Below are 25,154 nucleotides of genomic sequence, written 5' to 3' on the forward strand. Positions count from 1 at the left end.
CGCGACATAAGACTTTATCCGCCCTGCGTGCGAGCCAGGCCATAGCACACTTGTACTATAGCCTTCAGCATTACCCTGCGCCTAAGCTGCCAACACGCCATTAATGGCTAACATTCAAGCTAATTAAACTTCACGCCACTGCGCGCGCATTAATGCGCGCGTCGACGGATCGTGGATGGCGTTTCGTGCACTGTCGAGAAAAAAACAACCAACAGGTTGCGCATGCTGGGTCAACTTCGCCTGTCCGCGAAATGGAACGGTCCTGAAAACCACTCAAGGTAAGTCTTATGTCTTTCAATTATGGAAAAACACTCAAGAACGGAATGGCACTGTGCTTACTGGCTGGGGCACTCGCCGGCTGTACCAATACCGGTGACTTGATGGGCGCCTTGAACCCCGGCGCACAGAAATACGACATTGCTTATCTCAAGCAGACCATCATTCCGGGCAAGACCACCAAAGGTCAGATCACTCAGATGTTCGGCGCACCGGTGAGCGAGGAACTTGATTCAACCAGCACCAGCAATGAGTCGAACTGGACGTATGACAAAAGGGAAGAAGGCCTGGATAAATACATGAAGCTGGCTCACAAATATGTCTCGACCGAGACGAGCCTGAAGATGTATGACACCTCGGCCCAGATCTCCAAGGCACAAGGCGTCGCCAACGACGTCGGCAGCGTGACGGGCCAACGAAAAGGACAGAGCCAGACCCAGGGCACCGTCTTGACGATTTATTTTATCGACGACGTGGTGAAATATTACCGGGTTTATTGAGGCGCCTTTCAAGCGCATCAACAAATGGCTAAGGGGTGGTCCTATCGGATGTCCCCCCCCGGCCTCGGCAATCAGTGCTTCTCAGCCGACCCAGCCAATCGCCGTCTTGGGAATAACCTCGGATTCATCGAGCTTGGAGGCGAACATGCTCACCGCCTCCAACGCATCCGTGGTCCCGGCCCTGATCTGTACGATCACCGATCCGGCCTGGTCCGCCAGGGTCACCCCGCGCAATGCGCCTTCCTGAGTCACGCTCATGCTGGCGACGGCGTCGCGGGTTTCCGAAAGGATCAGGCCGATCATCTCGGCGATCTCCGACGTGGAGCGACTGGTGCGCCCGGCCAGTTGCCGGACTTCGTCGGCCACCACCGCGAAGCCTCTGCCCTGGTCGCCCGCCCGCGCCGCCTCGATGGCCGCGTTGAGCGCCAACAGGTTGGTCTGGTCGGCGATGCCGCGAATGGTGTTGACGATGGCGGTGATCTCCTCCGAGCGCGCACCCAGCTGCCCGACCAGGCGCGCAGAAGCGCCGATGTTTTCGGCGATCTGACGCATTTCCCTGGCGGTCTGCTGGATCACTTGGGCGCCCTGTTCGGCGACTCTCTCGGTCTCGGAAGAGATGTGGTACGCACGGGACGCGCCGCGTGAGTCTTCTTCGAACTTTTCCACCCGTTCGGTGATGTCACTGGCGAACTTGACGATCTTGCTCAGCTTGCCTTCGGCGTCATACACCGGGTTGTAACTGGCTTCCAGCCAGACCACCTTGCCGTGCTTGCCCACCCGCTTGAATTGTCCGGTGAAAAACTCACCGGCATTGAGGCGTCGCCAGAAATCGCCATATTCCGAACTGTTGACCAGGCCCGCTTCGCAAAACAACCGGTGATGCTTGCCTTTGATCTCCGCCAGGGAGTAATTCATCGTATGGAGGAAGTTGTCATTGGCAGTCAGTATGTTGCCGCCCAGGTCAAACTCAATGACCGCCATGGCCCGATCAAGTGCCGCCAGCCGGCCCCGGATCTCCGCATCACTGGCAACCCGGGCGGTGACGTCGAGTGCATATTTGACTACTTTCACGACTTTACCGTGCTCGTCCAGAACCGGGTTATAGCTGGCTTCCAGCCAGACGTTTCGACCTTGCGCGCTGACCCGCTGGAAAGTCCCGGAAACGAACTGACCGGCCCGCAGCCGGTCCCAGAACTCACGATATTCAGCACTGCCGGCCAGCGCGGGTGTACAGAAATTGCGATGTGACAGGCCCGCCAGTTGGTCCTCGCGGTATCCCATCGTCTTCAGGAAGTTTTCGTTGGTGCGCAGCACTTTGCCGTCGGGGCTGAACTCGATCACGGCCATCGACCGTTCCAGCGCGCCGACCAATCCTTTATAGGTTGCCAATTCGGCCGTCCTGGCCGTCAGTTCATTTTTCAATGTGGTGTTAAACATGACTTACCCTCGGCAGAATCTGGAAATCAACCGGACCTCAAATGGCTATCGGCGAATCATCCGGAGACTGAAACGGTACGCAGGAATTATCTTTTGACGTCAAGAAAGTCTGTATCTGCTTACTTTGTTTGCCGAAAGAAATAACCTCTGGAGTACAACGTCACCGCGTGGAATACTTCATCTGGGTAATTTCGCTGACTCTTTCGGGAACCCCGTTGAAGGCCGGCGTGACCGACTTGATCGATTGGCCGCGATAAGGTCCCTCCACCGGGAACCAGTTCTGCACCACGGCGACCTGCCTCGCGGCGGCCCCGGTGGTGATTTCGTTGGTGAATTTGCAAGTGTCGAACGTCCCGAGCGCCGTCGTGATGGTCTCCCGGCCGTTATAGGTCAGCTTTTCGGAAACCTCGAATTCAACCGTCCCGCCGGCGCTGTGGGCCTTGCCCTTATAACTGACGGAAACGGTCTGGCCAGGCTGCAGGTCCAGTGGCGTGGCGGGCGGTGGTTCATACGTGGTGGTCACCAACGAAGCCCCGTCGCCATGCCGGTCGCCGTACCGAATCATCTTGCCGTCCTTGATCTCGGCATAGGTCTTGGTCAGGAAGAACGGCGCGTTGTTCAAGTACGAGGTGTGCAAGGTCACCACCGGATCGGCTCCGGCAAAGGCTTCACGACCGAGCGTCTCGGTTTTGCTGCGACTGGTGGCGGGCGACAGGTTGTCGCGACTCTCGGAATGCACCACGGTCCCGGGCCGGAAGTCAGCTTCGTTGGTGCAATCGGCGGATGAAGTGTCTGCGGCGTACGCCGCCGACGCCCCGGTCATGATCATCACCATGGCCAAGCCTCTTGCGACGCGCCGGTGCTCTTGGGTACTCGCTTCAGGATGGCTTGCCGATGGGTTGTTCAAGACTGCTCCCTGTTGATCCGACTGTTATTTTCGACGGCCCTTGTCTGCCTGACAGAGCGCCCATAGATTAGAGTCCATGTCCCCGACCTGAGCCATAGCGCAAATGTGCTATGGCTTCGCTTCAGGATCAGCGCATTCAAACGATAAGGTACGTCCCATGAGCCAAGCGTCTTACGTCCCGCCCAAAGTCTGGAAGCACGAAGCCCCCTCGGGCGGCCATTTCGCCAGCATCAACCGCCCTGTCGCCGGGCCGACCCATGAAAAAACCCTGCCGATCGGCGAGCATCCGTTGCAGCTCTATTCGCTGGCAACGCCCAATGGCGTGAAAGTGACCATCCTGCTCGAAGAGCTACTGGCGCTCGGGCACACCGGCGCGGAATATGACGCCTGGCTGATTCGCATCGGCGAAGGCGACCAGTTCTCCAGCGGTTTCGTCGAGGTCAATCCGAATTCCAAGATCCCGGCCCTGCTGGACCGCAGCGTCGAACCTGCGATCCGGGTGTTCGAGTCCGGTTCGATCCTGCTGTACCTGGCGGAAAAATTTTCTGCGCTGCTGCCGAGCGATCCGGCCGGGCGCACCGAAACCTTGAACTGGCTGTTCTGGCAGATGGGGTCGGCGCCTTACCTGGGTGGCGGCTTCGGACATTTCTACGCCTACGCGCCGGAGAAACTGGAATACCCGATCAATCGCTTCACCATGGAAGCCAAGCGGCAACTGGATGTGCTGGATCGTCGCCTGGCTGAAAACCGCTACCTGGCCGGCGACCAGTACACCATTGCCGACATCGCGGTCTGGCCCTGGTATGGCCAGTTGGTGCGGAACAACGTGTACTCGGCGGCCGAGTTCCTGGCGGCCCACGAATACACCCACGTGCAGCGTTGGGCGGAGGAAATCGCCAAGCGTCCCGCCGTGGCGCGCGGACAGCGTGTCAACCGGACCTGGGGCGACGAAACGAGCCAGGTGCCGGAGCGGCATAGCGCGCAAGACCTGGACTGAATGACGCGCGCAACCTCCTGTGGCGAGGGAGCTTGCTCCCGCTCGGCTGCGCAGCAGTCGTCAGCCGGTCAATGCGATATGCCTGAATGACTGCGTTGGCTGGGTTGGGTCTGCTGCGCAGACCAGCGGGAGCGAGCTCCCTCACCACGAGAGCTTTCGCCAGCGCGTTAGCTTCCGGGCCCGATCAGTACGCTCTCGATCTGCACGCCGGGCATCATCGACTGCAACCCTTCTATCAGCCTGTCGCCCGCTTCGGTCAGCGCTTCGAGCGGCATCGCCGGCAAGCTTTCGAGGATGAACCACATCTGCCGGGCCTCCGCGTCCAAGCGGGTCCTGACGCCCTGGCGCCAGTTCCAGCGACGGCACGTCACGCCCTGGTCGTCGCGCCAGACCACTTCGCCGGCGTCGGGATATTCATGGGCAGGCGCCCCCTCTTTCATCGTATCGAACGGTTCGCCACCCTCGGCAATCACCAGTCGCGGCGAGCCTGTGTAGGCCTCGATATTTTCCCCGCCCACCGGGATCGCATATTCGAGACTGATGGCGTTGTAGAGGTCAACGACCGGATCAAGGCTCGGCAAACCGCCGTCGCGCAGCACCCGCTTGCGCAACGCTTCGGCTGAACAAGGTGTGCGTTGCGGCTTTGCACCGAACAGTCGGAACGTTTGGGCCCACTGCTGCAAATGGGCCTCCGCCCAGGCCGGCCCGCCCGCCAGCACCGATTGACAGGCTCGCTCCAGCGCTGCGCGGGCGACGTCGGGATCGGTGAGCGGCGCAGCTTGCGCGACGATGCTCAGGGCCCTGAATCCCGGCGCCAGCTCGGCAACGGCTTGGTCGATCAACGGCTGTACCGACAGCATCAGCATTCTCCAGCAACTCAAAATCGGTTTTCATGCTAGTCACCGCCGGCCGCCAAAGTCAATATATCGACTTTTTAGTCAGCAAAGTGCGATGAGCCGATTGACGCCGTCCCCGGCAAACGCCGAGAATCCCTGGCACATTTATCGCGATCCTTGGTGATGCCCCTGAACAGCCCTCTATCGACCGTCCCTGGCGCGGACGTCCACGCGGTGAGCCTGGCCGTTGCGCGCACGCTCAAGCAGGCGCGCAAGGCTCAGAAAATCACGCTGGACGAACTGTCCCGGCGCTCGGGCGTGAGCAAAGGGATGGTAGTGGAAATCGAGAAATGCACGGCCAACCCGAGCATTGGCATCTTGTGCAAGATCGCCGCGGCGCTGGGCCTTTCGGTGGCCGACATTGTCAACGTGGCAGAAGCTCCCTCGGCCCATGTCATCGACAGCCAGGATATTCCCACGCTCTGGACCGGAGAGCTGGGAGGCAGCGCGCGCCTGCTGGCCGGTACGCCAGGCCCGAACATGATCGAGCTGTGGCGCTGGGAAATGTTTCCCGGCGAAACCTTCGCCTCGGCCGGACACCCTCAAGGCACGCTTGAGCTGTTCCATGTAGAAAAAGGCACACTGAAATGTGTGGTGGGAGAAACGGAACTGGTCGTCCCCGCCGGTAGCTCGGCGGTCGCGAAAACCGACGTGGCACACACGTATTCCAACGCCGGCAAGTCGAAGCTGATCTTCACCATGTCGGTTGCCGAAATACATCAATAGGCAGGCCGCGGGCCCATCCCCCATGAAGATGGGCCCGCTCGCCATTCAGTCGTAGAACGGCTCTACCAAGGTCCGGCTGCCGACGAAAAAGCTGTCCGCAACCAGGCGCAGCGGTTGCAGGTCCATGTCACTGGCCTTGTTACCGATCAACTGCTGGAAGTGCCGGTACACCGCCGCGTACTCGCCCTCCTCCGACACTGACTGGCGCACGCCGTCGATGCTCAACAACGCACCACCGTTGTCCAGTCGCAAAACGCCTTCGGCGCAGCGAATCTCGATGCTCCAGAGCTCATCATGACCATGGTCGAAATCGAATTCGGCGCGGATATCGAGATGGCGGGCATCCGACATCCTGATGCTCGCGGCAATCGGTGACTGGCAATTGTCGGGGACGCGCAACTCGGCCGACTCGACGAACAGCGACAGCGGCAGCAGATGGGTGACGATCGACAAGGCGTTGATGCCCGGATCAAAGACCCCGAGGCCACCCGGTTGCCAGATCCACGCCTGGCCGGGGTGCCATTTGCGCACGTCTTCCTTCCAATCGATCCGGACGCTTTGCAGCGTGCGACTGGCGAGCCAGTCCCGGGCAACCTCGATGCCCGGGGCGAAACGCGAATGCCAGGCGAACAGGCCGCTGACGCCTTGCTCGCTCGCCTGCTCCACCAGCGCCATCGCTTCGCCCAGGGTGGCACAGGGCGGTTTCTCCACCAGCACATGCTTGCCGGCAGCCAGCGCCTGCCGGACCAGACCGAATCGTCCTTGTGGCGGCGTACAAAAGGCAATTGCATCGACGTGCGGGCCGTTTTCCAGCAACTCGCCCAAGGACTGGAAATTCTCCACACCGGCGCAGGGCTTGCCTTGCGTGGCGACCGCTACCAGTTCGAACGCGGGGTTGGCCTGGATGGCGGGAACGTGTTGATCCTGGGCGATCTTGCCGTAGCCCACCAGGCCGAGACGAATCGGTTGCATCGATGACTCCTGACTTTTGTACTTATGATGGGCCAGCAAACTAGACGTAAATCGTCTGGCGGACAATGGGTCGAATCCCCTTGCCTTGCGTTATTGCTGTTCGACCGCCCTCACGACTTTGGAGATTCGCTCGAAAAAGGGGCCGAGTCGCTCTTGCGGCGCGTCCTGCTCCACCACCAGCGTGGTCACCTCTTCACAAGAAGCCACTTGATAATGAGCGACGCTGGACAGCTTCTGGTTGGTCACCGCCACCACCACCTGACCGCTGGCCGCGACCACCGCGCGCTTGAACTCGGCGTCGTCCAGGCCAAACGCGGTGACGCCATTGTCCGGGTCGATGGCGCAGGCCCCGACAAAGCACAAGTCGAAATTGAACTGGCGCAATTGCTGGACGGCGGCCAGACCGATCGCCCCGCCCGCGACGCGGTTCATGCGACCGCCGAGCAGGATGACCTCGGCGCGGGGCAGCTTCATCAGTTCCACCGCGATCAGCGGGGAGTTGGTGCTGAGCGTCAATTGCAGCCCCGGGTCGATGGCACGGGCAATGGCCAGGTTGGTCGAGCCGGCGTCCAGGAATACATGCTGGCCTGCGCTAAGCAGCGCGGCTGCCGCCTGGCCAAGATTATCCTTGCGCGCTGGATCCTGGTGGATCCGCACATCGATCGGCGCTTCGGCGGCCGGCAGGCGAATCGCGCCGCCATAGACGCGCTTGCACAAGCCCGCCGCCGCCAATGTGCCCAGGTCTCGGCGTATCGAATGTTCAGAGACGTTGAATTCAATGGCCAGGTCAGCCGCGATGACCCGGCCATACAGGGCAAGCCGCTCGCTGATCAAGCGTTGGCGTTCGCCGGGAAACACTTCGTGGGTAGCACTCATGACAGCTGAACCTGCATAAACGAGCATGAATATACACAACCGAGCACAATATGCCGCGTCTCCCTCGGGTCGTCAAACCCTCGACGTTGCCCAAGGGCAAGGCTGCCTTTCGTCACTCTCCGCCGCCAGGTTGCTGAACAGTCTTTTCTTCATGCAGGTCAACACAAGGTCGGTAGCGTCAATTGGTCAACGAGCGACTCCTCGGGTCGCCGAGGATGGAACTATGAACAGAATCATTATCGCGGTCCTGCTGGGCGCTGCGCTCTTATCAGGCATCAACGGGGCCCAGGCGGCGGAAACGAAGAAGGTCGACGTGCTGCTGGTAGGCGGCGGCATCATGAGTTCGACGCTGGGCATCTGGCTCAACGAGCTTGAGCCTGGCTGGTCGATGGAAATGGTCGAACGCCTGGATGCGGTAGCCGAAGAAAGCTCCAACGGCTGGAACAACGCCGGCACCGGGCATTCGGCACTGGCGGAGCTCAATTACACGCCGATGGATGACCAGGGCAACGTCAACATTTCCAAGGCCATCGAGATCAACGAAGCCTTCCAGATCACCCGCCAGTTCCTGGCCTGGCAGGTGCGCAACAACGTGTTGAAGAATCCGCCTTCATTCATCAATTCCACCCCGCACATGAGTTTTGTCTGGGGCGACGACAACATCAAATTCCTGAAAAAACGCTACGAGGCGCTGCAAGCGAGCCCGTTATTCCGGCCGATGCAGTATTCAGAGGACCCGGAGCAGATCAGGAAGTGGGTACCCTTGATGATGGAAGGCCGCGATCCGAACCAGAAGCTCGCGGCCACCTGGACGCCGATCGGCACCGATGTGAATTTTGGCGAAATCACCCGCCAGTACGTCAGCTACTTGCAGAGCCGGCCCAACTTCAGCCTGAAGCTTTCCAGCGAGGTGCGCGACATCACCCGCAATGACGACGGTACCTGGCGCGTGGAATACAAGAACCTCAAGGACGGCGAAACGACCACCACCGACGCCAAATTCGTATTCATTGGCGCCGGCGGCGGCGCACTGCATCTGCTACAGGAATCGGGCATCCCGGAGGCAGACGACTACGCCGGGTTCCCGGTCGGCGGCTCGTTCCTGGTCGCCGAGAACCCTGGCATTGCCGAGCGACACATGGCCAAGGCGTACGGCATCGCTTCCACCGGCGCGCCACCGATGTCAGTGCCGCACCTGGACACCCGCGTACTGGATGGCAAGCGCGTCATCCTCTTTGGTCCGTTTGCGACCTTCTCCACCAAATTCCTCAAGGAAGGCTCGTACTTCGACCTTTTCACCAGCATGACCCCGCACAATATCTGGCCGATGACCAAAGTAGGCATCGAACAATACCCGCTGGTTGAATACCTGGCCGGCCAGCTCATGCTTTCCGATGATGATCGGTTCAAGGCCTTGCAGGAATATTTTCCCCAGGCCAGGAAGGAAGACTGGCGCCTCTGGCAAGCCGGCCAGCGCGTGCAGGTTATCAAGCGCGATGAAGAAAAAGGTGGCGTGCTCAAACTGGGCACCGAAGTAGTCGCCTCCCAGGACGGCAGCATTGCCGGCCTGCTTGGCGCATCCCCTGGTGCCTCGACGGCAGCCCCGATCATGCTGGAAGTGATGCAGCGGGTCTTCAAGGACAAGGTGGCCTCGCCGGCCTGGCAGGAAAAACTGCACCAGATCGTTCCCAGCTATGGCACACGGCTAAACGATGATCCTGATCGTGTCTATGAGGAATGGAAATACACCAGCGATGTGCTAAAACTGGCGCCGCCGCCGGACATCCGTGGAAACGCCGAATCGAAGGCCCCGACCAACAGCGATCCCGTGGGCCAGAAAAACAGCGATTCCGACCCGGACTTGGCGTTGTGAATGCTCCGACTGATGAGGACGTGAAACGTGGACAAGGAAGCCATCAGGATTCGTACCCTGCAAGTCGCCGATGCCGAGTCATTGCTGGCGTTTGAAGTGGATAATCGCCAGTGGTTCGAGCAGCACATCGATGCGCGCGCCCCGGCGTTTTATTCGTTGCAGGGGGTCAGCGAGCACATTGGCGATTACCTGTCCGGCTTCGCCGCCGGGACCTGGCACCCGTTTGTCATAGAGGACGCCGGCGGAGCGATTATCGGGCGAGCGAACCTCAAGGACATCGACACCAGCGAGCGAACGGCGCAGGTCGGCTATCGAATCGCCCAACACGCTTGTGGCAAGGGACTGGCGACGCTGGCAGTGAAGCACTTGATCGAACAGACCCGGTCACACTGGCGACTCGAACGGTTGCTCGCCGAAGTCTATGTACAAAATGCCGGCTCGGTGAAAGTGCTCGATCGTTGTGGTTTTTTGGTGGAGCCTACCCAGCCGGAGGCCAACGGGCAGCATCATTGGTATTCGCTTTTAATCCAGCCCCGGTAGTTCTGGACGTCCGATGAGCGACTTTCTCATCGAGCCACAAACGGATAATGCTCGATACGGCAAGGATAGTCGTTGCCGTCGCCCTTGCAGATTCCATCCAGATAGCGGTACTTGATCCGGATCGCCTGGCCTTTCCCGGGCCATTTGCGGCGTGGCAGCGTGGCCTGGTCGTCGGCGGTTTCCGGAATGAAGCTGATCACCGCGCCCTCTTCCGGGCATTCCACGCTGGGCGAGGCCGGGCGCGCCTTCAGGACTTGGGCCTGGAGCTTCGGCGTGGGCCGTTTCACCACTTCGGTGACGTGCAGCTGGATATCGCAGATCTGCCACGTCGCGGCCTGCGCCGGCGCGCAAAAGGCTGCAAGCGCCAGGGCGAATGGCGCGGAGTACGCTGGAAGCATGGTCATTTCGGTCCTTTTATCTGCGGCGGATTTGCGTCCGCCATCCTCTCACACCAAGGTATGTGAGGTCCCCGGACAAAAAAAGCCCCGCGACCGAAGACGGTGCGGGGCAAGGGAATTGGTTGGTTGCGGCCAACCAAAGGAGCACGGAGAAAAGCGTTTACGGGCCGGTCAGATGCATTCCTGTGCGGCGCGCTCGAAACTCGAAGGCAGGAGATTGGACGCCAGCAGGTGGCGCTCGTAGACAAACACCTTGCCGCCACTGCCGGCCTTGTGGGCTTCCAGCACGTTGTCCGCCGAAATCCTGCTCGGCACGACGATGCGGTAGCTGCGCTGGCTCTGCGAGACCATCGGGTGCAAAGCGCTGCCTTGCAACTTCGGCACGACGCATTCAGCGTATTCGGCCGGGGTCTTGCTGGTCTGCAAGGTCAGGGTCGGATCGTTCGGTGCCGAGGCACATCCCGCCAATAACAGCGGGGAAAACGCCAGGGACAGTAGAAATAAAGGGCGCATGGATCGGTCCTGAAAATAAAAACGTTGGGCTGCGTCTCGATGGCGCTGATTTTCCAATGATTGCCCGCAAAGCAGAACTTGCATTTGGTAATGGTCACTATTACTCATAGCAATAGTTGCAAGCCGGATGATGATGAGGAACGGATGAGAACGTTTGACTTGATTCGTGACGCGGTACTGCCGGACTTCCGTGAGCGGGTGGCTGAGTACCTGGTCCAGTACGAAAGCGTGCTGTTGAGCAATGCCGAAATCGCCCCCCAGCTCAAGCGGGACACGGCCAATCAACTGCGCGGTTACCTGCGCGGGTTGAACACTACCCGGGTGTTGGGCATGGCAGACTGGGAGGAACTGGATCGGCGGGTGATGAGTACCTGGCTATCCGACTGACTGGCGAAATCCCCGAGGCGTACAACCGAATTCGCGGCGAAACACCGTGTGCAGGTACTGCGCCGACTTGAAGCCGCAATCGCGGGCGATATCGGCAATCGCCAGCTCGGTGTTCTCCAACCCGCTGGCCGCCGCCGCCAGCTTGAAGCGCAGGATCTCGTCGTGAACGCTGCAACCACGCTCCTTGCGAAAATGCGACTCCAGGGATGAACGCGACACGCCGACATACGCCGCCACTTGCGCGGTCTTGATGCCCTGGCAGGCGTATTGGCGAATGAACAACAAAGCCTGCATGACATAAGGATTGCCCAGTGGCTGGTGCAGGCTCGACGCTTGCACGTTGATCGCCTCGGGCGGTATCAACACCTGGGTGCCGGTGGAAGGCATGCCGTGCAGCATCTGATGAAGCAGGCGCGCGGCGGTCCGGCCCATGGTTTCGGTGCCCTGCACCACCGAACTGAGCGGCACCCGGGTCAGGCTGCGGGTCAGCGGGTCGTTGTCGATGCCGATCAACGCGACTTGCTCCGGCACGGCGATCCCGGCTGTCAGGCAAGCTTGCAGCAACTGCCGGGCCCGCGCGTCGCTGACAGCGATGATGCCGATGGGTTTGGGCAGGCTCTGCAGCCAGGCGATCTGCTGCTCGACCGCGCTGTCCCAAAGCGGCGCGCTGGTGCCCATGCCCCGGTACACCTGCGCCGGCAGGCCATCGCGCTGCATCAACTGACGAAAGGCCTTTTCCCGTTCCTGGGCCCAGCGATTGGCCTGGGCTTCGGGCAGGCTGAAACAGGCGAATTGCGTCAACCCGGCTTCGATCAGATGCGCGTAGGCCAACTTGATCAGCGCGTGATTATCCGTAGCGACATATGGAATACCCTTCGGATAGGCGCGCTCGTCCTGATACGAGCCCCCCACCGCCACCACGGGCAGCTTGATCCCGGCCAGCGCCTCGCCGATCAGCGGGTCATCGAAGTCGGCGATGATTCCATCGCCCTGCCAGCGCTCGATCCCTTTCAACCGGCAGTGAAAATCCTCCTCGAGAAACAGGTCCCAGGACGCGCGCGTGCTGCTCAGGTAGTTGCCGATGCCGCTGATGATGCCGCGGTCGTAGATCTTGCTGCCGTTGAACAGCAGGGCGATGCGGTGAACGGGCGGGACGATTTTCATTGTTTTTACCCTGGGCCGATGGACACAGACTAGGCGCGCGAACGGCGAATCTCAATACTCAAAATCGAACTGCCGATTGGTGATTTTCATAATCAGCAGCCTGCGGGCCGGCGGTAGTATCGGGACACCGCCAAGAATAAAAAGGAAACCCGCCCATGTCGTACTTCCCCGATGTCGAGCCGATTCGTTATGAAGGCCCCGGCAGCGACTCGCCGCTCGCCTTCCGCCATTACGACGCCAACAAGCTGGTGCTCGGCAAACCCATGCGCGAGCACCTGCGCATGGCCGTCTGCTACTGGCATACGTTTGTCTGGCCAGGGTCCGATGTGTTCGGCGCCGGGACCTTCAAGCGCCCGTGGCAGCACGCCGGGGACCCGCTGGAACTGGCGATAGGCAAGGCCGAGGCGGCGTTCGAGTTCTTTTCCAAGCTGGGCATCGACTACTACTGCTTCCACGACACCGACGTCGCGCCGGAAGGACAATCGCTGAAGGAATACCGCAACAACTTCGCGCAGATGGTCGATCACCTGGAGCGCCATCAGGAACAAAGCGGAATCAAGCTGTTGTGGGGCACCGCCAATTGCTTCAGCAACCCGCGTTTTGCCGCCGGCGCCGCCAGCAACCCGGACCCACAGGTCTTCGCCTGCGCCGCCGCCCAGGTGTTCAGCGCCATGAACGCCACTCAACGTTTGAAGGGTTCCAACTACGTATTGTGGGGCGGCCGTGAAGGCTATGAAACCCTGCTCAATACCGACCTTGCGCGCGAGCGCGAACAGTTGGGCCGCTTCATGCGCATGGTGGTCGAGCACAAGCACAAGATCGGCTTCAAGGGCGACCTGCTGATCGAGCCCAAGCCCCAGGAGCCGACCAAGCACCAATACGACTACGACAGCGCCACCGTGTTCGGCTTCCTGCAACAGTTCGGCCTGGAGAACGAAATCAAGGTCAACATCGAGGCCAACCACGCGACCCTGGCCGGGCACAGTTTCCATCATGAAATCGCCACGGCGGTCTCCCTGGGAATCTTCGGCAGCATCGATGCCAACCGTGGCGATCCGCAGAACGGCTGGGACACCGACCAGTTTCCCAACAGCGTCGAGGAAATGACCCTCGCCACCTATGAAATCCTCAAGGCCGGGGGCTTCGGCAACGGCGGGTTCAACTTCGACTCCAAGGTCCGCCGCCAGAGCGTGGACGACGTCGATCTGTTCCACGGTCATGTTGCCGCCATGGACGTGCTCGCCCTGTCCCTGGAGCGCGCGGCGGCCATGGTGCAGAACGATCAACTGCAGAAATTCAAGGACCAGCGCTACGCGGGCTGGCAGCAGCCGTTCGGCAAGGCGGTTCTGGCGGGGGACTTCAGCCTCGAATCACTGGCTGAGCATGCGTTCACCAACGAGCTGAATCCGCAGGCCGTCAGCGGTCGGCAGGAGATGCTGGAAAACGTCGTCAACCGGTTCATTTACCCCTGACCACAGGCAACCTCCGTGGGCGCGGGGAGGTTGTTACATTCGCGCGACAAATCTGCGCCCGGAACGTCGAACAAGTCTCTACAGTTCTACCGGCATCATGTTCATCGTCAGGCAGTGTCTTTCAAAAAACAATAAAAGGACGCACCACCATGAAAACCTTCAAACGTACCCTGCTCGCCGGCGCCCTCGCCCTGCTGTCGCTTCCGGCCATGGCCGACGCGACCCACCCGAAAATCGGTTTTTCCATTGATGACCTGCGCCTGGAGCGCTGGTCGCGCGACCGTGATTACTTTGTCGCGGCGGCGGAAAAACTCGACGCCAAGGTCTACGTGCAATCGGCGGACGCCAACGAGCAGAAGCAGATTTCCCAGATCGAAAACCTCATTTCCCGGGGTGTCGATGTGATCGTCATCGTGCCGTTCAACGCTACCGTGCTGACCAACGCCGTCGCCGAAGCCAAGAAGGCCGGGATCAAGGTGGTGTCCTATGACCGGCTGATCCTCAACGCCGACATCGACGCCTACATTTCCTTCGATAACGAAAAAGTCGGCGAGATGCAGGCCGGCGGTGTCCTGAAGGCAGCGCCGAAGGGTAACTATTTCCTGCTGGGCGGCGCCCCTACGGACAACAACGCCAAGATCCTGCGCGAAGGCCAGATGAAGGTGCTGCAACCGGCCATTGACAAGGGCGACATCAAGATTGTCGGCCAGCAATGGGTGAAGGAATGGAACCCCACCGAAGCCTTGAGCATCGTTGAAAACGCCCTGACCCGGAACAACAACAAGATCGATGGCATCGTCGCGTCCAACGACGCCACCGCCGGCGGCGCCATCCAGGCTCTGGCCGCGCAGAAGCTGGCCGGCAAGGTACCGATCTCGGGCCAAGACGCCGACCTGGCGGCGGTCAAGCGCGTGATCGACGGCACGCAGACCATGACGGTCTACAAGCCGCTGAAACTGATCGCTTCCGAAGCCGCCAAGCTCTCGGTGCAACTGGCGCGCAACGAGAAGCCCACCTACAGCTCGCAGTACGACAACGGCAACAAGAAGGTCGACACCATCCTGCTCACGCCCACCGCGCTGACCAAGGACAACATCGACCTGCTGGAAAAGGACGGGTTCTACACCAAGGCGCAGATTGCCGGGCAGTGATCAAAGCGCACCCCGGGGACTTTTTGCCAAACAGTCCCTGTGGGAGCGAGCTTGCTCGCGATGGCGGCCTGACAGTCAACATTGGTGTCGGATGTGACGGCCTCATCGCGAGCAAGCTCGCTCCCACAGGGCTGGGTGGTGCTCCTCAACGCTGCCTGTGAGCCCTTTTTTTACGAGCCCTCGCCATGTCCGAATACCTGTTGCAAATGAACGGCATCGTCAAGACCTTTGGCGGTGTCAAAGCCCTCAACGGCATCGACATCAAGGTCCGGCCCGGGGAATGTGTCGGCCTGTGCGGTGAAAACGGCGCGGGCAAATCCACGTTGATGAAAGTCCTCTCGGCGGTCTACCCCTATGGCACCTGGGAGGGCGAAATCCTCTGGGACGGCCAGCCGCTGAAAGCCCAATCGATCAGCGAAACCGAGGCCGCCGGGATCGTCATCATCCATCAGGAACTGACGCTGGTCCCCGACCTGTCAGTGGCCGAAAATATCTTCATGGGCCACGAGCTGACCCTGCCCGGCGGGCGCATGAACTATCCGGCGATGATCCATCGCGCCGAAGCCCTGATGCGTGAGCTCAAAGTGCCGGACATGAACGTCTCGCTGCCGGTCTCGCAGTACGGCGGTGGCTATCAGCAACTGGTCGAGATCGCCAAGGCGCTGAACAAACAGGCGCGCCTGCTGATCCTCGACGAGCCCTCCTCGGCCCTGACCCGCTCGGAAATCGAGGTGCTGCTGGACATCATCCGCGACCTCAAGGCCAAGGGTGTGGCCTGCGTGTACATCTCCCACAAGCTCGATGAAGTGGCGGCGGTGTGCGACACCATTTCCGTCATCCGCGATGGCAAACACATCGCGACCACCGCCATGGCCGATATGGATATCCCGAAAATCATCACGCAGATGGTCGGGCGGGAAATGAGCAACCTCTACCCCACCGAACCCCACGAGATCGGCGAGGTGATTTTCGAGGCGCGCCACATCACCTGCTACGACGTCGACAACCCCAGGCGCAAACGGGTCGACGATATTTCGTTTGCGCTCAAGCGCGGGGAAATCCTCGGCATCGCCGGGCTGGTGGGCGCCGGCCGCACGGAACTGGTGTCGGCCCTGTTCGGCGCCTACCCCGGACGCCATGAAGGCGAGGTCTGGCTGGACGGCCAGCGGATCGACAGCAGCACACCGCTCAAATCGATCCGCGCCGGCCTGTGCATGGTCCCCGAAGACCGCAAGCGCCAAGGCATCATCCCGGACCTGGGCGTCGGCCAGAACATCACCCTGGCGGTGCTGGAGAACTTCTCGAAGATGACCCGGATCGATGCCGAGGCCGAACTGGGCAGCATCGACCGGGAGATCTCGCGCATGCATCTGAAGACCGCAAGCCCGTTCCTGCCGATCACCAGCCTGTCCGGCGGCAACCAGCAAAAAGCCGTGTTGGCGAAGATGCTCCTGACCAAGCCACGGGTGTTGATTCTCGACGAGCCCACCCGAGGCGTGGATGTGGGTGCCAAGTACGAGATCTACAAGCTGATGGGCGCGCTGGCGGCCGAAGGCGTGTCGATCATCATGGTGTCCTCGGAGCTCGCCGAAGTGCTCGGGGTATCCGACCGCGTGCTGGTGATTGGCGACGGCCAGTTGCGCGGCGATTTCGTCAATCGTGAACTGACCCAGGAGCAGGTGCTTGCGGCCGCGCTCAGCCATCCCGAAGCCCCTGACAACAATGATCGGAATCCGCGTAGATGAATCAGGTCAAACAAGTGTTCACCCGCTACAAAATGCTCGCCCTGGTGATTGCCGTGGCGGTCATCTGGCTGTTCTTCAGCTGGCAGACCGAGGGCGGATTCCTGACTCCGCGCAACCTCTCCAACCTGCTGCGGCAGATGTCCATCACCGGAATCCTGGCCTGCGGCATGGTGCTGGTGATCATCAGCGGCGAGATCGACCTGTCGGTGGGCTCGCTGCTGGGCCTGCTCGGTGGGCTCGCGGCGATTCTCGATGTGGTCTATCACATTCCGCTACTGGCGAACCTGAGCCTGGTCGCCCTGTGCGGGCTGGTCATCGGCCTCGCCAACGGCTACATGACCGCCTACCTGCGCATCCCCTCGTTCATCGTCGGCTTGGGCGGCATGCTGGCGTTTCGCGGAATTCTGCTGGGCATCACCGGCGGCACCACCATCGCCCCGGTATCGCCGGAGCTGGTTTATGTCGGCCAGGGTTATCTGCCCCATGCGGTCGGCACGGGCCTTGGCGTGGTGCTGTTTGCCCTGACGTTGTTCCTGACCTGGAAACAACGCCGCAATCGCGCCTTGCACGGCCTGGCCGCCCATTCACTGGTGCGCGACGTGGTGCGGGTGGTGTTGATCGGCGCCGTGCTCGCCGGTTTCGTCTATACGTTGAACAGCTACGACGGGATTCCGGTTCCGGTGCTGCTGCTGTTGGTCCTGCTGGGGGTGTTCAGCTACGTGACCAGCCAGACCGTGTTCGGCCGGCGTGTCTATTCCGTGGGCAGCAACATGGAAGCCACCCGCCTGTCCGGCATCAACGTGCAAGCAGTGAAACTCTGGATCTTCGGCATCATGGGCGTGATGTGCGCCCTCGCCGGCATGGTCAACACCGCGCGCCTGGCGGCCGGCTCCCCCTCGGCCGGCAACATGGGCGAACTGGACGCCATCGCTGCCTGTTTCATCGGCGGTACCTCCATGCGCGGCGGCTCCGGGACGGTCTACGGTGCGCTGCTAGGCGCGCTGGTCATCACCAGCCTGGACAACGGCATGTCGATGCTCGACGTCGACAGCTACTGGCAGATGATTGTCAAAGGCAGCATTCTGGTCCTGGCCGTATGGGTAGACGTCAGCACCCGGACTGGACGACGTTGATGGCCGCCCCTTGGGTGATTGATCACGACTCGTGTGCAACGCCTTCACTTTTGCGTGCTTGATGCTTTCAGGGCGGGGCATATGCTGTTCACAGCAAGCCCCGCCAGGACAAGAAGCGCGCGAAAATGAACAGCCCGAGAACGCTTTATCAGAAACATATCGACAGCCATACCGTTTGCGCGCTGGATGATCAGGGCCACGTGCTGCTGTACATCGACCGTCAGGTCGCCAACGAATACACCAGCCCACAAGCGTTCAGCGGCCTGCGCGAAGCCCACCGCAGCGTCTGGCGCCCCAGCGCGACCCTCGCGGTGGTTGACCACGTCAACCCGACCACGCCTCAACGCATCGCGGCCATGCCGGATGCGAGCGGCGCCCGGCAGGTGTCCTACTTCGCCGAAAACTGCCGAGACTTCGGCATCGAACTGTTGGATGTGCTGGACAAGCGCCAGGGCATCGAGCACGTCGTCGCTCCCGAGCAAGGCTTCATCCTGCCGGGCATGGTCATCGCCGCCGGCGACAGCCATACCACCACCTACGGTGCGCTCGGGGCGTTCGGTTTCGGCATCGGCACTTCTGAAATCGAACATTTGCTGGCCACCCAGACGCTGGTCTACAAGCGTCTGAAAACCCTGCGCGTCACGGTCGATGGCGCCCTCGGCGCGGGCGTCACCGCCAAGGACGTCATCATGGCGCTGATCGAAAAAATCGGCGCCTCGGGCGCTACGGGCTACGCAATTGAATTCACCGGCCCGGTCATCAGCGCACTGAGCGTCGAAGCGCGGATGACCATCTGCAACATGGCCGTGGAAGCGGGTGCGAGAGGCGCGTTCATGGCCCCCGATGACGAGGTCTTTACCTACCTGCAAAGCAAACCCCGTGCGCCTCGGGGCGAGTTGTGGGAACAGGCCGTGGCCAAGTGGCAAGACCTGCGCAGCGATGAGGATTCGGTATTCGATCGGGAAGTGAGTCTCGATGTCGCTGCGCTGGAGCCGATGGTGACCTGGGGCACCAGCCCCGACCAGGCAGCGCCGATTGGCGGTCAGGTACCGGATCCGGCGGCGCAGCCCGACCCGATCCTGCGCCAGGGCCTGCAGCGGGCGCTGGACTACATGGGGCTGACGCCAGGGATGCCCCTTGGCGAAGTGCAGATCAGCCATGCCTTCATCGGCTCCTGCACCAATGCGCGCATCGAAGACCTGCGCGACGCGGCACGGGTCGTCCGCGGCAAGCGGGTCGCGGCCCATGTGCGGGCGATGATCGTGCCCGGCTCCACCGCGGTGCGCGACCAGGCAGAAGAGGAAGGACTGGCTGCGATCTTCCGTGACGCCGGTTTCGAATGGCGCCAGTCCGGCTGCTCGATGTGCCTGGCGATGAACGACGACGTGCTTGCACCAGGCGATCGCTGCGCATCCAGCACCAATCGCAATTTCGAAGGACGCCAGGGCGCAGGCGCGCGCACTCACCTGATGAGTCCGGCCATGGTGGCCGCCGCCGCGATAACCGGTCACCTGACCGACGTCCGCTCACTGCTCCCGGAGGCCTGAAGATGCAACCCTTTGACACCGTAACCGGCATCGCCGCCCCGCTGCTGGCCGCCAACATCGACACCGACGTCATCATGCCCAAGCAGTTCCTCAAGGGCATTGACCGCCAGGGGCTGGACCGGGGCCTGTTCTTTGACCTGAGATGGCGCGAGCCTGGCGTTGCCAATCCGGATTTCGTGCTCAATCAACCTGGCTGGCGCGATGCGACGTTCCTGGTGGTGGGCGAAAACTTCGGCTGTGGCTCAAGCCGTGAGCATGCGGTTTGGGGCTTGAAGCAGGTAGGGATCAGGGCGCTGATTGGCACAAGCTTCGCCGGGATCTTCTACGACAATTGCCAGCGAAACGGGGTGCTGCTGATTGAGCTTGCCGAGGTCCAGTGGAAAAAAATTGCCGAACTCGCTGGCCGTGCGGATACGGCCGCTATCAGCGTCAACCTTCCCGAGCAGCGCATTGAGCTGGCGGACGGCAGCGTTATGGCGTTCGAGATCGACAGACTGCGCAAGGAGTCGTTGCTGCTGGGGTTGGATGCCATTGGCGCAACGCTCCAGCGTGCCGAGCAGATTCGCCGGTTCGAGCGTCGGCATCTGGCCGAGAATCCCTGGTTGTAGGGGTTGGGGTTGGGTTTGACCTGGTTTTGGTAGGTCCAGGCTACCCCTGTGGGCTGAGAAATCTGCGCCTGTCGAAATCCAATGAGGGAGCGAGCTTGCTCGCGAAGGCGGCGTGTCAGCCACTGAAGATGTTGGATGAGCTGGCCCCTTCGCGAGCAGGCTCGCTCCCACAGGGGTTCCGTGTATACCGTGAGGTCTGTGCCTGTCGAAAATCCAATGTGGGAGCGAGCCTGCTCGCGAAGGCGGCGTGTCAGCCGCTGAAGATGTTGGATGAGCTGGCCCCTTCGCGAGCAGGCTCGCTCCCACAGAGGTTCCATGTATACCGTGGGGTCTGTGTCTGTCGATATTAAAATGTGGGAGCGAGCTTGCTCGCGAAGGCGGCCTGCCTGCCACTGAAGATATTGAATGGGCTGGCCCCATCGCGAGCAAGCTCGCTCCCACAGGGGTTCCATGTGGGCTGTGAAATCTGCGCCTGTCGAAATCCAATGTGGGAGCGAGCTTGCTCGCGATGGCGGCGTGTCAGCCGCTGAAGATGTTGGATGAGCCGGCCCCTTCGCGAGCAGGCTCGCTCCCACAGGGGTTCCGTGTATACCGTGAGATCTGTGTCTGTCGAATATTGCAATGTGGGAGCGAGCTTGCTTGCGATGGCGGCGTGTCAGCCGCTGAAGATGTTGGATGGACTGGCCCCTTCGCGAGCAAGCTCGCTCCCACAGGGGTTCCATGTGGGCTGTGAAATCTGTGCCTGTCGAAATCCAATGTGGGAGCGAGCCTGCTCGCGAAGGCGGCGTGTCAGCCGCTGAAGATGTTGGATGGGCTGGCCCCTTCGCGAGCAGGCTCGCTCCCACAGGGGTTCCGTGTATACCTTGAGGTCTGTGTCTGTCGAATATTGCAATGTGGGAGCGAGCCTGCTCGCGAAGGCGGCGTGTCGGCCGCTGAAGATGTTGGATGAGCCGGCCCCTTCGCGAGCAGGCTCGCTCCCACAGAGGACGCCACTATGTCTGACCAATCGACAAATCCCGGAAGCACTCCTCGAGAAACTCGACACATACCCGCAATTTGGCCGACTGGCTGAGCCGGGTCGGGTATACGGCCCAGACATTGGCGCTTTGCGAATAGTCTGGCAGCACCTGGACCAGCCGCCCCTGCTCCAGCAGCGGCTTGACGTCCCACATCGAGCGCAGCAGGATCCCGCCGCCGCTCAACGCCCACTCCAGAACGATCTCGCCACTGTTGGATGATAACGGGCCGCCGACACGTACCGTTGCCTCCTCGCCATCCCGGGTCAGCGTCCATAGGCCGAACGCGTTATTGCGCTCTTTGAGCACCAGGCAATCATGGGCGTCAAGCTCTTCCAGCAAATGCGGGATGCCCCGCCGTTGCAGATACTCCGGGCTTGCGCAGAGTATCCGCCGATTGCTCGCCAGCTTGCGCCCCAGGTGTTGGTCCGGCAGGTCATCACCGACGCGGATCTCCAGGTCGAAGCCTTCGCCGACGATATCGACGACGCGGTCGAATACGTCCAGGCGGATGTCGAGCCGGGGGTACGCCTGCGACAGTTTGCCGATGGCCGGTGCGACGTGGTTGCGACCAAAACCGAAACTGCTGCAGATGTGCAGAGCGCCGCTGGGCTGATGTCGCGCCTGGGCGATTTCACCGACAAACTCCTCGAAATCCCCCAATAGCTTTTCGGCCCAGACCCGCACGCGCTCGCCATCGTCGGTCAGGGCGATGCGCCGGGTGGTACGGTGCAGCAAGCGCGTGGCGAGCGTTGCTTCCAGTACCGAAATGCGCTTGCTGATATAGGCCGGTGAATAACCCAGCGCTTGCGCGGCACTGGCAAAGCCGTTTTTTCGAACGACGGTGAGAAAGACCTTCAGGTCCTCCGGTAATGGAAACTGATCACGACTCGTGTTCATAAGCCCCACGGCAGCGCTATTCTTCGCAGATTTTGCGAAGAATAGCATCGATCCCGCCCGGCTCAACCGCCGTATTTATTCATCAGCTTCAGTGTTACCCCATTCGTCCAGCCGAAACCGTCCTGCAGTTCGTATTCGCCGCCCCCACCGCCGTCGCCCTGTCCGGACACGTCGTACTTCTCGACCAATTTGTCCTCTTTGAGATAAAGGTCTTGGACCTGCTTCAGAAAGCGGTTGCCAACATCCCGGGCCAGTTCCGTTTGTCCGTAGCGGTCCAATCCTTCGACCGCCACCCATTGCAACGGCGCCCAGCCATTGGGCTCGTCCCACTGCTGGCCGTTATTGACCTGGGTGGTGGCGATGCCGCCCGGACGCAACAAACCTCGACGCACCGCATCGGCGGTACGATCGGCGCGTTCGGCAGAGGCCAGGCCGGTGTAGAGCGGGAACAGCGTTGCGGCAGTCAATCCCGGCCGTTGCCGGTTCTGCTGCCAGTCGTAGTCCACGTAATAACCACCCTCGGCGTTCCACAAGTGGGTCTCGATGGCGCGCTGGCGTTGCTCGGCACGCTGCCCATAGGCCTGGACGCAAGGCGTGTTCGCCACCGTCTCACAGGCCTTGGCGATGGTGCGCTCCAGGTGGAACATCAGGCTGTTCAGATCCACCGGCACAATCGACGTGGTTCGGATGGTCGCCAGGTTCTTGCCGTCCCCCAGCCAGCGGGAGCTGAAATCCCAGCCGCTTTCGGCCCCGGCGCGCAAGTCGCGCCAGACCTCCTCCTTGGGTCGCTGTGGCGCCTGTTCGGCGGTCTTCGTGTCTTGCAGCCATGACTCCTGCCGAGGCGTAGCGTTGGCATCCCAATAACGGTTGAGCACACTGCCATCGGCGAGCTTGACGACATGCTGCACCGCCTCACCGGCCTTGAGGGCCTGCGCCCCGTCCATCCAGTAGGCATATTCCTTTTGCAACTGGGGAAGGTAGCGCCCGTAGGCCTGCTCGCCTTCGATGTGCGCCTGCAACTCGACCATGTAAGCAAAGAACGGTGGCTGCGAGCGGCTCAGGTAGTAGCTGCGGTTGCCATTGGGGATATGGCCGTAGGTGTCGATCATGTAGGCAAAATTGTCGGTCATCTGGCGAACCTGCGCCTTGTCGCCGCTTTGCTCCAGACCGAGCATGGTGAAATACGAGTCCCAGTAATACATTTCGCGGAAACGTCCGCCCGGAACTACATACGGTTGCGGCAACGGCAGCAGGCTGCTGTAGGGCGGCACGTGGGTGTAGGTTCGGCTGAGCACGGGCCAGAGATTATCGATGTGCTCCTTGATCGGCGCACCCGGTTCGGGGGCAGGACTTTCAGCCTGGCCGGATTCGATGAAGTTGTCCTTTATGAAGGCATCGAGATCGAAATCGGCGCCCTCCCGACGGGCCAGGTAATCGGCACGGATCTTCGCCGGGTCACGCTTGGGCAACGCATCGACGAAATGCTTCTGGTCGGTGAACACCTGCTGACGCTGCACGGCTTCGAACAGTTCGGGGTACATCTGGTCGGGCGGCTGATTGGCCCGGTCCCGGGCGTCGGCATAACTCCACATGGCGGCAGGTTGGCTTGAACAGGCCGTGCACAGCACGGCAGCGAGAGACAGGCTGGGGAAATACAGTGGTCGCATCGGCGGCTCCATCATTTGTCGTTCCTGACCAACGAGTGACAGAACGAGGTGGAGCGCGGTTCACTCGAAATGCCTTTCCTCACCTCGACGGAACCCCTGCCTGACCCCTGCTCTCTATCGCAGGACCAACAGGACGGAGGTGTTGATCATGATTGCCCCAGCAACCGGCATGCGGCACGGTGAGCGTTACGCCGTTGAAAGCATCGAGCGCGCGCCTCACTTCCCGGGTTTTTTCCTTGATGGAAAGTATTACCTGGGCCCTGAATTGAATACGGCAGTGGGCTGGCTGGAAGGCCAGACCTTCCTCTACGACCAGCTCGACCCCGAGGGCGAGCCGGTGTACCCCGGCAGAGTGGCCGGCACCATCGAGGACCTGACGCTGATAATGGCCGATGGCGTGCGCCTCAAGCTGACCCCCTTGCAGCCCGACATCGACCGGCCCACGGGCCCCGCCGCTACCGCCGCTCAGACAAAGTCGTATCCCTTGGCGGAAAAACTCGTGGTTATCACCGGAGCGTCCAGCGGAATCGGCCGTGCCACCGCCCTGGCGTTTGCCCGGCAACGGGCGCGCCTGGTGCTGGCGGCACGTGATCGGGAGGCGCTCGCCGAAGTTGTCGACGAATGCCAGGCCCAGGGCGCCGCCGCATTGGCGGTGTGCACCGATGTCACCCGCAGCGAACAGATGCAGGCGCTAGCCGCCGAGGCCGCCGCGTTTGGTGACGGCCGCATCGACATCTGGATCAACAATGCCGGCGTCGGCGCGGTGGGCAGTTTCGAGCAAACGCCGCTTGAGGTACATGAACAGGTTCTGCAAACCGACCTGCTCGGCTACCTGCGGGGCGCCTATGTGGCATGGCCCTATTTCAAGGCGCAGAAGCGCGGGATCCTGATCAACACCCTGTCGCTGGGCAGTTGGGTCGCCCAGCCCTATGCCGCTGCCTACTCGGCAAGCAAATACGGCTTGCGCGGCTTGTCCGAAGCCTTGCGCGGTGAACTCGGCAAATACCGGGACATCCATGTCTGCGACATCTACCCCGCCGTCATCGACACGCCGGGCTTTCGCGACGGCGCCAATTACACCGGCCATGCGCTCAAGCCACCGCCTCCCGTCTACGACCCGCAGCGGGTTGCCGAAGCGATGGTCAGCTGTGCGCTCAACCCCAAGCCCAGCACCACCGTGGGCAGCGCGGCGATACTGGCGAGAGTCGCCCATGTCCTCTTGCCCGGGTTCCCGCAACTGTCCGGTTGGTTGACGCGTCTGGCCCTGAACCGCAGTCCGGCGTTGGCTTCATCCTCGGGCAACCTGTTCAACCCGCCCAGCGGGCCGCGTAAAATCGAAGGCGGCTGGCGCAAGCCTGCGCGACGACCATCGCCCGTGCTGGTGGCGGGCGCGGCGCTGTTGCTTGGCGGGTGCCTGGTGGCATTGGGTCGGGAGCGTGACCGCAGGTGACCG

The 25,154-nt window shown here is 61.4% G+C and carries 23 protein-coding genes and 1 pseudogene; 13 read left to right on the forward strand and 11 right to left on the reverse strand.

Features of this window, described 5'->3' with window-relative positions:
• The first annotated feature begins 287 nt into the window (after window positions 1–287).
• Complete coding sequence (locus tag J3P94_RS15480) at window positions 288–776, forward strand: hypothetical protein (protein WP_305494945.1); 489 nt, start codon at window positions 288–290, stop codon at window positions 774–776.
• Window positions 777–857: 81 nt separating this feature from the next.
• Here the strand turns inward: J3P94_RS15480 and J3P94_RS15485 are convergent, their stop codons facing one another.
• From J3P94_RS15485 to J3P94_RS15495, 3 genes and pseudogenes are all read right to left on the reverse strand, one after another.
• Window positions 858–1,505 (reverse strand): methyl-accepting chemotaxis protein, encoded by a 648-nt coding sequence (locus J3P94_RS15485; protein ID WP_434574187.1) that lies wholly within the window; start codon window positions 1,503–1,505, stop codon window positions 858–860.
• Window positions 1,494–2,213 (reverse strand): annotated as a pseudogene (locus J3P94_RS15490) (PAS domain-containing protein); the annotation flags it as partial. The pseudogene J3P94_RS15490 and the gene J3P94_RS15485, both read right to left, overlap by 12 nt.
• A 160-nt stretch (window positions 2,214–2,373) precedes the next feature.
• Window positions 2,374–3,048, reverse strand: coding sequence for a hypothetical protein (locus J3P94_RS15495; protein ID WP_434568667.1), 675 nt, complete (start codon window positions 3,046–3,048; stop codon window positions 2,374–2,376).
• 229 nt (window positions 3,049–3,277) lie between these two features.
• On the opposite strand from J3P94_RS15495, the gene yghU reads away from it, so the two are divergent.
• Window positions 3,278–4,117 (forward strand): glutathione-dependent disulfide-bond oxidoreductase, encoded by an 840-nt coding sequence (gene yghU / locus J3P94_RS15500; protein ID WP_434568668.1) that lies wholly within the window; start codon window positions 3,278–3,280, stop codon window positions 4,115–4,117.
• A gap of 167 nt (window positions 4,118–4,284) precedes the next feature.
• On the opposite strand, the gene J3P94_RS15505 is transcribed toward yghU, so the two are convergent.
• A complete protein-coding gene (locus J3P94_RS15505) occupies window positions 4,285–4,977 on the reverse strand; it encodes a B3/B4 domain-containing protein (RefSeq protein WP_434568669.1) in 693 nt (230 codons plus the stop codon).
• 159 nt (window positions 4,978–5,136) lie between these two features.
• Here J3P94_RS15505 and J3P94_RS15510 point away from each other — a divergent pair, with 159 nt between their 5' ends.
• Window positions 5,137–5,739 (forward strand): XRE family transcriptional regulator, encoded by a 603-nt coding sequence (locus tag J3P94_RS15510; protein WP_434574189.1) that lies wholly within the window; start codon window positions 5,137–5,139, stop codon window positions 5,737–5,739.
• Between the two features lie 45 nt (window positions 5,740–5,784).
• Here J3P94_RS15510 and J3P94_RS15515 read toward each other — a convergent pair whose 3' ends face one another.
• Window positions 5,785–6,711 carry a Gfo/Idh/MocA family protein gene (locus tag J3P94_RS15515; RefSeq protein WP_434568670.1) on the reverse strand — a complete coding sequence of 309 codons (927 nt, stop codon included), beginning with the start codon at window positions 6,709–6,711 and terminating at the stop codon, window positions 5,785–5,787.
• Window positions 6,712–6,801: 90 nt separating this feature from the next.
• Complete coding sequence (locus J3P94_RS15520) at window positions 6,802–7,587, reverse strand: DeoR/GlpR family DNA-binding transcription regulator (protein WP_434568671.1); 786 nt, start codon at window positions 7,585–7,587, stop codon at window positions 6,802–6,804.
• A gap of 223 nt (window positions 7,588–7,810) precedes the next feature.
• Between J3P94_RS15520 and mqo the strand changes: the two genes are divergently transcribed.
• Both mqo and J3P94_RS15530 read left to right on the forward strand, forming a co-directional pair.
• Window positions 7,811–9,460: a malate dehydrogenase (quinone) gene (mqo, locus tag J3P94_RS15525; RefSeq protein WP_434568672.1), complete on the forward strand. Its 1,650-nt coding sequence runs from the start codon at window positions 7,811–7,813 to the stop codon at window positions 9,458–9,460.
• A gap of 27 nt (window positions 9,461–9,487) precedes the next feature.
• Complete coding sequence (locus J3P94_RS15530) at window positions 9,488–10,000, forward strand: GNAT family N-acetyltransferase (RefSeq protein WP_434568673.1); 513 nt, start codon at window positions 9,488–9,490, stop codon at window positions 9,998–10,000.
• 26 nt (window positions 10,001–10,026) lie between these two features.
• Here the strand turns inward: J3P94_RS15530 and J3P94_RS15535 are convergent, their stop codons facing one another.
• Entirely contained in the window at window positions 10,027–10,404 is a 378-nt protein-coding gene (locus tag J3P94_RS15535) for a hypothetical protein (protein ID WP_434568674.1), read from the reverse strand.
• A gap of 165 nt (window positions 10,405–10,569) precedes the next feature.
• Window positions 10,570–10,911 carry a hypothetical protein gene (locus tag J3P94_RS15540; RefSeq protein ID WP_434568675.1) on the reverse strand — a complete coding sequence of 114 codons (342 nt, stop codon included), beginning with the start codon at window positions 10,909–10,911 and terminating at the stop codon, window positions 10,570–10,572.
• Window positions 10,912–11,055: 144 nt separating this feature from the next.
• Here J3P94_RS15540 and J3P94_RS15545 point away from each other — a divergent pair, with 144 nt between their 5' ends.
• Complete coding sequence (locus tag J3P94_RS15545; protein ID WP_434568676.1) at window positions 11,056–11,298, forward strand: hypothetical protein; 243 nt, start codon at window positions 11,056–11,058, stop codon at window positions 11,296–11,298.
• Here J3P94_RS15545 and J3P94_RS15550 read toward each other — a convergent pair.
• Window positions 11,287–12,462 carry a XylR family transcriptional regulator gene (locus J3P94_RS15550; RefSeq protein WP_434568677.1) on the reverse strand — a complete coding sequence of 392 codons (1,176 nt, stop codon included), beginning with the start codon at window positions 12,460–12,462 and terminating at the stop codon, window positions 11,287–11,289. The two genes, J3P94_RS15545 and J3P94_RS15550, sit on opposite strands and share 12 nt — an antisense overlap.
• Window positions 12,463–12,617: 155 nt before the next feature.
• Here J3P94_RS15550 and xylA point away from each other — a divergent pair, with 155 nt between their 5' ends.
• The 6 genes from xylA to leuD all read left to right on the forward strand — a co-directional run bounded on the left by xylA (window position 12,618) and on the right by leuD (window position 20,118).
• The gene (gene xylA / locus J3P94_RS15555; RefSeq protein WP_434568678.1) at window positions 12,618–13,934 is read left to right on the forward strand and encodes a xylose isomerase; all 1,317 of its coding nucleotides are present in this window, start codon (window positions 12,618–12,620) and stop codon (window positions 13,932–13,934) included.
• Between the two features lie 149 nt (window positions 13,935–14,083).
• Window positions 14,084–15,085 (forward strand): D-xylose ABC transporter substrate-binding protein, encoded by a 1,002-nt coding sequence (gene xylF, locus J3P94_RS15560; protein WP_305494967.1) that lies wholly within the window; start codon window positions 14,084–14,086, stop codon window positions 15,083–15,085.
• A 185-nt stretch (window positions 15,086–15,270) separates the two neighbouring features.
• The gene (xylG, locus tag J3P94_RS15565; RefSeq protein WP_434568679.1) at window positions 15,271–16,830 is read left to right on the forward strand and encodes a D-xylose ABC transporter ATP-binding protein; all 1,560 of its coding nucleotides are present in this window, start codon (window positions 15,271–15,273) and stop codon (window positions 16,828–16,830) included.
• Window positions 16,827–17,963, forward strand: a complete 1,137-nt coding sequence (locus J3P94_RS15570) for a sugar ABC transporter permease (RefSeq protein ID WP_434568680.1) — start codon at window positions 16,827–16,829, stop codon at window positions 17,961–17,963. Before xylG ends, J3P94_RS15570 begins: the two co-directional genes overlap by 4 nt.
• 125 nt (window positions 17,964–18,088) lie before the next feature.
• Window positions 18,089–19,510 (forward strand): 3-isopropylmalate dehydratase large subunit, encoded by a 1,422-nt coding sequence (leuC, locus tag J3P94_RS15575; protein WP_434568681.1) that lies wholly within the window; start codon window positions 18,089–18,091, stop codon window positions 19,508–19,510.
• A 2-nt stretch (window positions 19,511–19,512) separates the two neighbouring features.
• The gene (leuD, locus tag J3P94_RS15580; RefSeq protein ID WP_434568682.1) at window positions 19,513–20,118 is read left to right on the forward strand and encodes a 3-isopropylmalate dehydratase small subunit; all 606 of its coding nucleotides are present in this window, start codon (window positions 19,513–19,515) and stop codon (window positions 20,116–20,118) included.
• A 992-nt stretch (window positions 20,119–21,110) separates the two neighbouring features.
• On the opposite strand, the gene J3P94_RS15585 is transcribed toward leuD, so the two are convergent.
• A complete protein-coding gene (locus tag J3P94_RS15585; protein WP_434568683.1) occupies window positions 21,111–22,034 on the reverse strand; it encodes a LysR substrate-binding domain-containing protein in 924 nt (307 codons plus the stop codon).
• A 62-nt stretch (window positions 22,035–22,096) separates the two neighbouring features.
• Window positions 22,097–23,701, reverse strand: a complete 1,605-nt coding sequence (gene treA / locus J3P94_RS15590) for an alpha,alpha-trehalase TreA (protein ID WP_434568684.1) — start codon at window positions 23,699–23,701, stop codon at window positions 22,097–22,099.
• Window positions 23,702–23,849: 148 nt separating this feature from the next.
• Here treA and J3P94_RS15595 point away from each other — a divergent pair, with 148 nt between their 5' ends.
• Entirely contained in the window at window positions 23,850–25,151 is a 1,302-nt protein-coding gene (locus tag J3P94_RS15595) for an SDR family oxidoreductase (protein ID WP_434568685.1), read from the forward strand.
• The last annotated feature ends 3 nt before the right edge of the window (window positions 25,152–25,154 follow it).

The sequence above is a fragment of the Pseudomonas sp. Z3-8 genome, from assembly GCF_051131975.1.
GTDB lineage: Bacteria > Pseudomonadota > Gammaproteobacteria > Pseudomonadales > Pseudomonadaceae > Aquipseudomonas.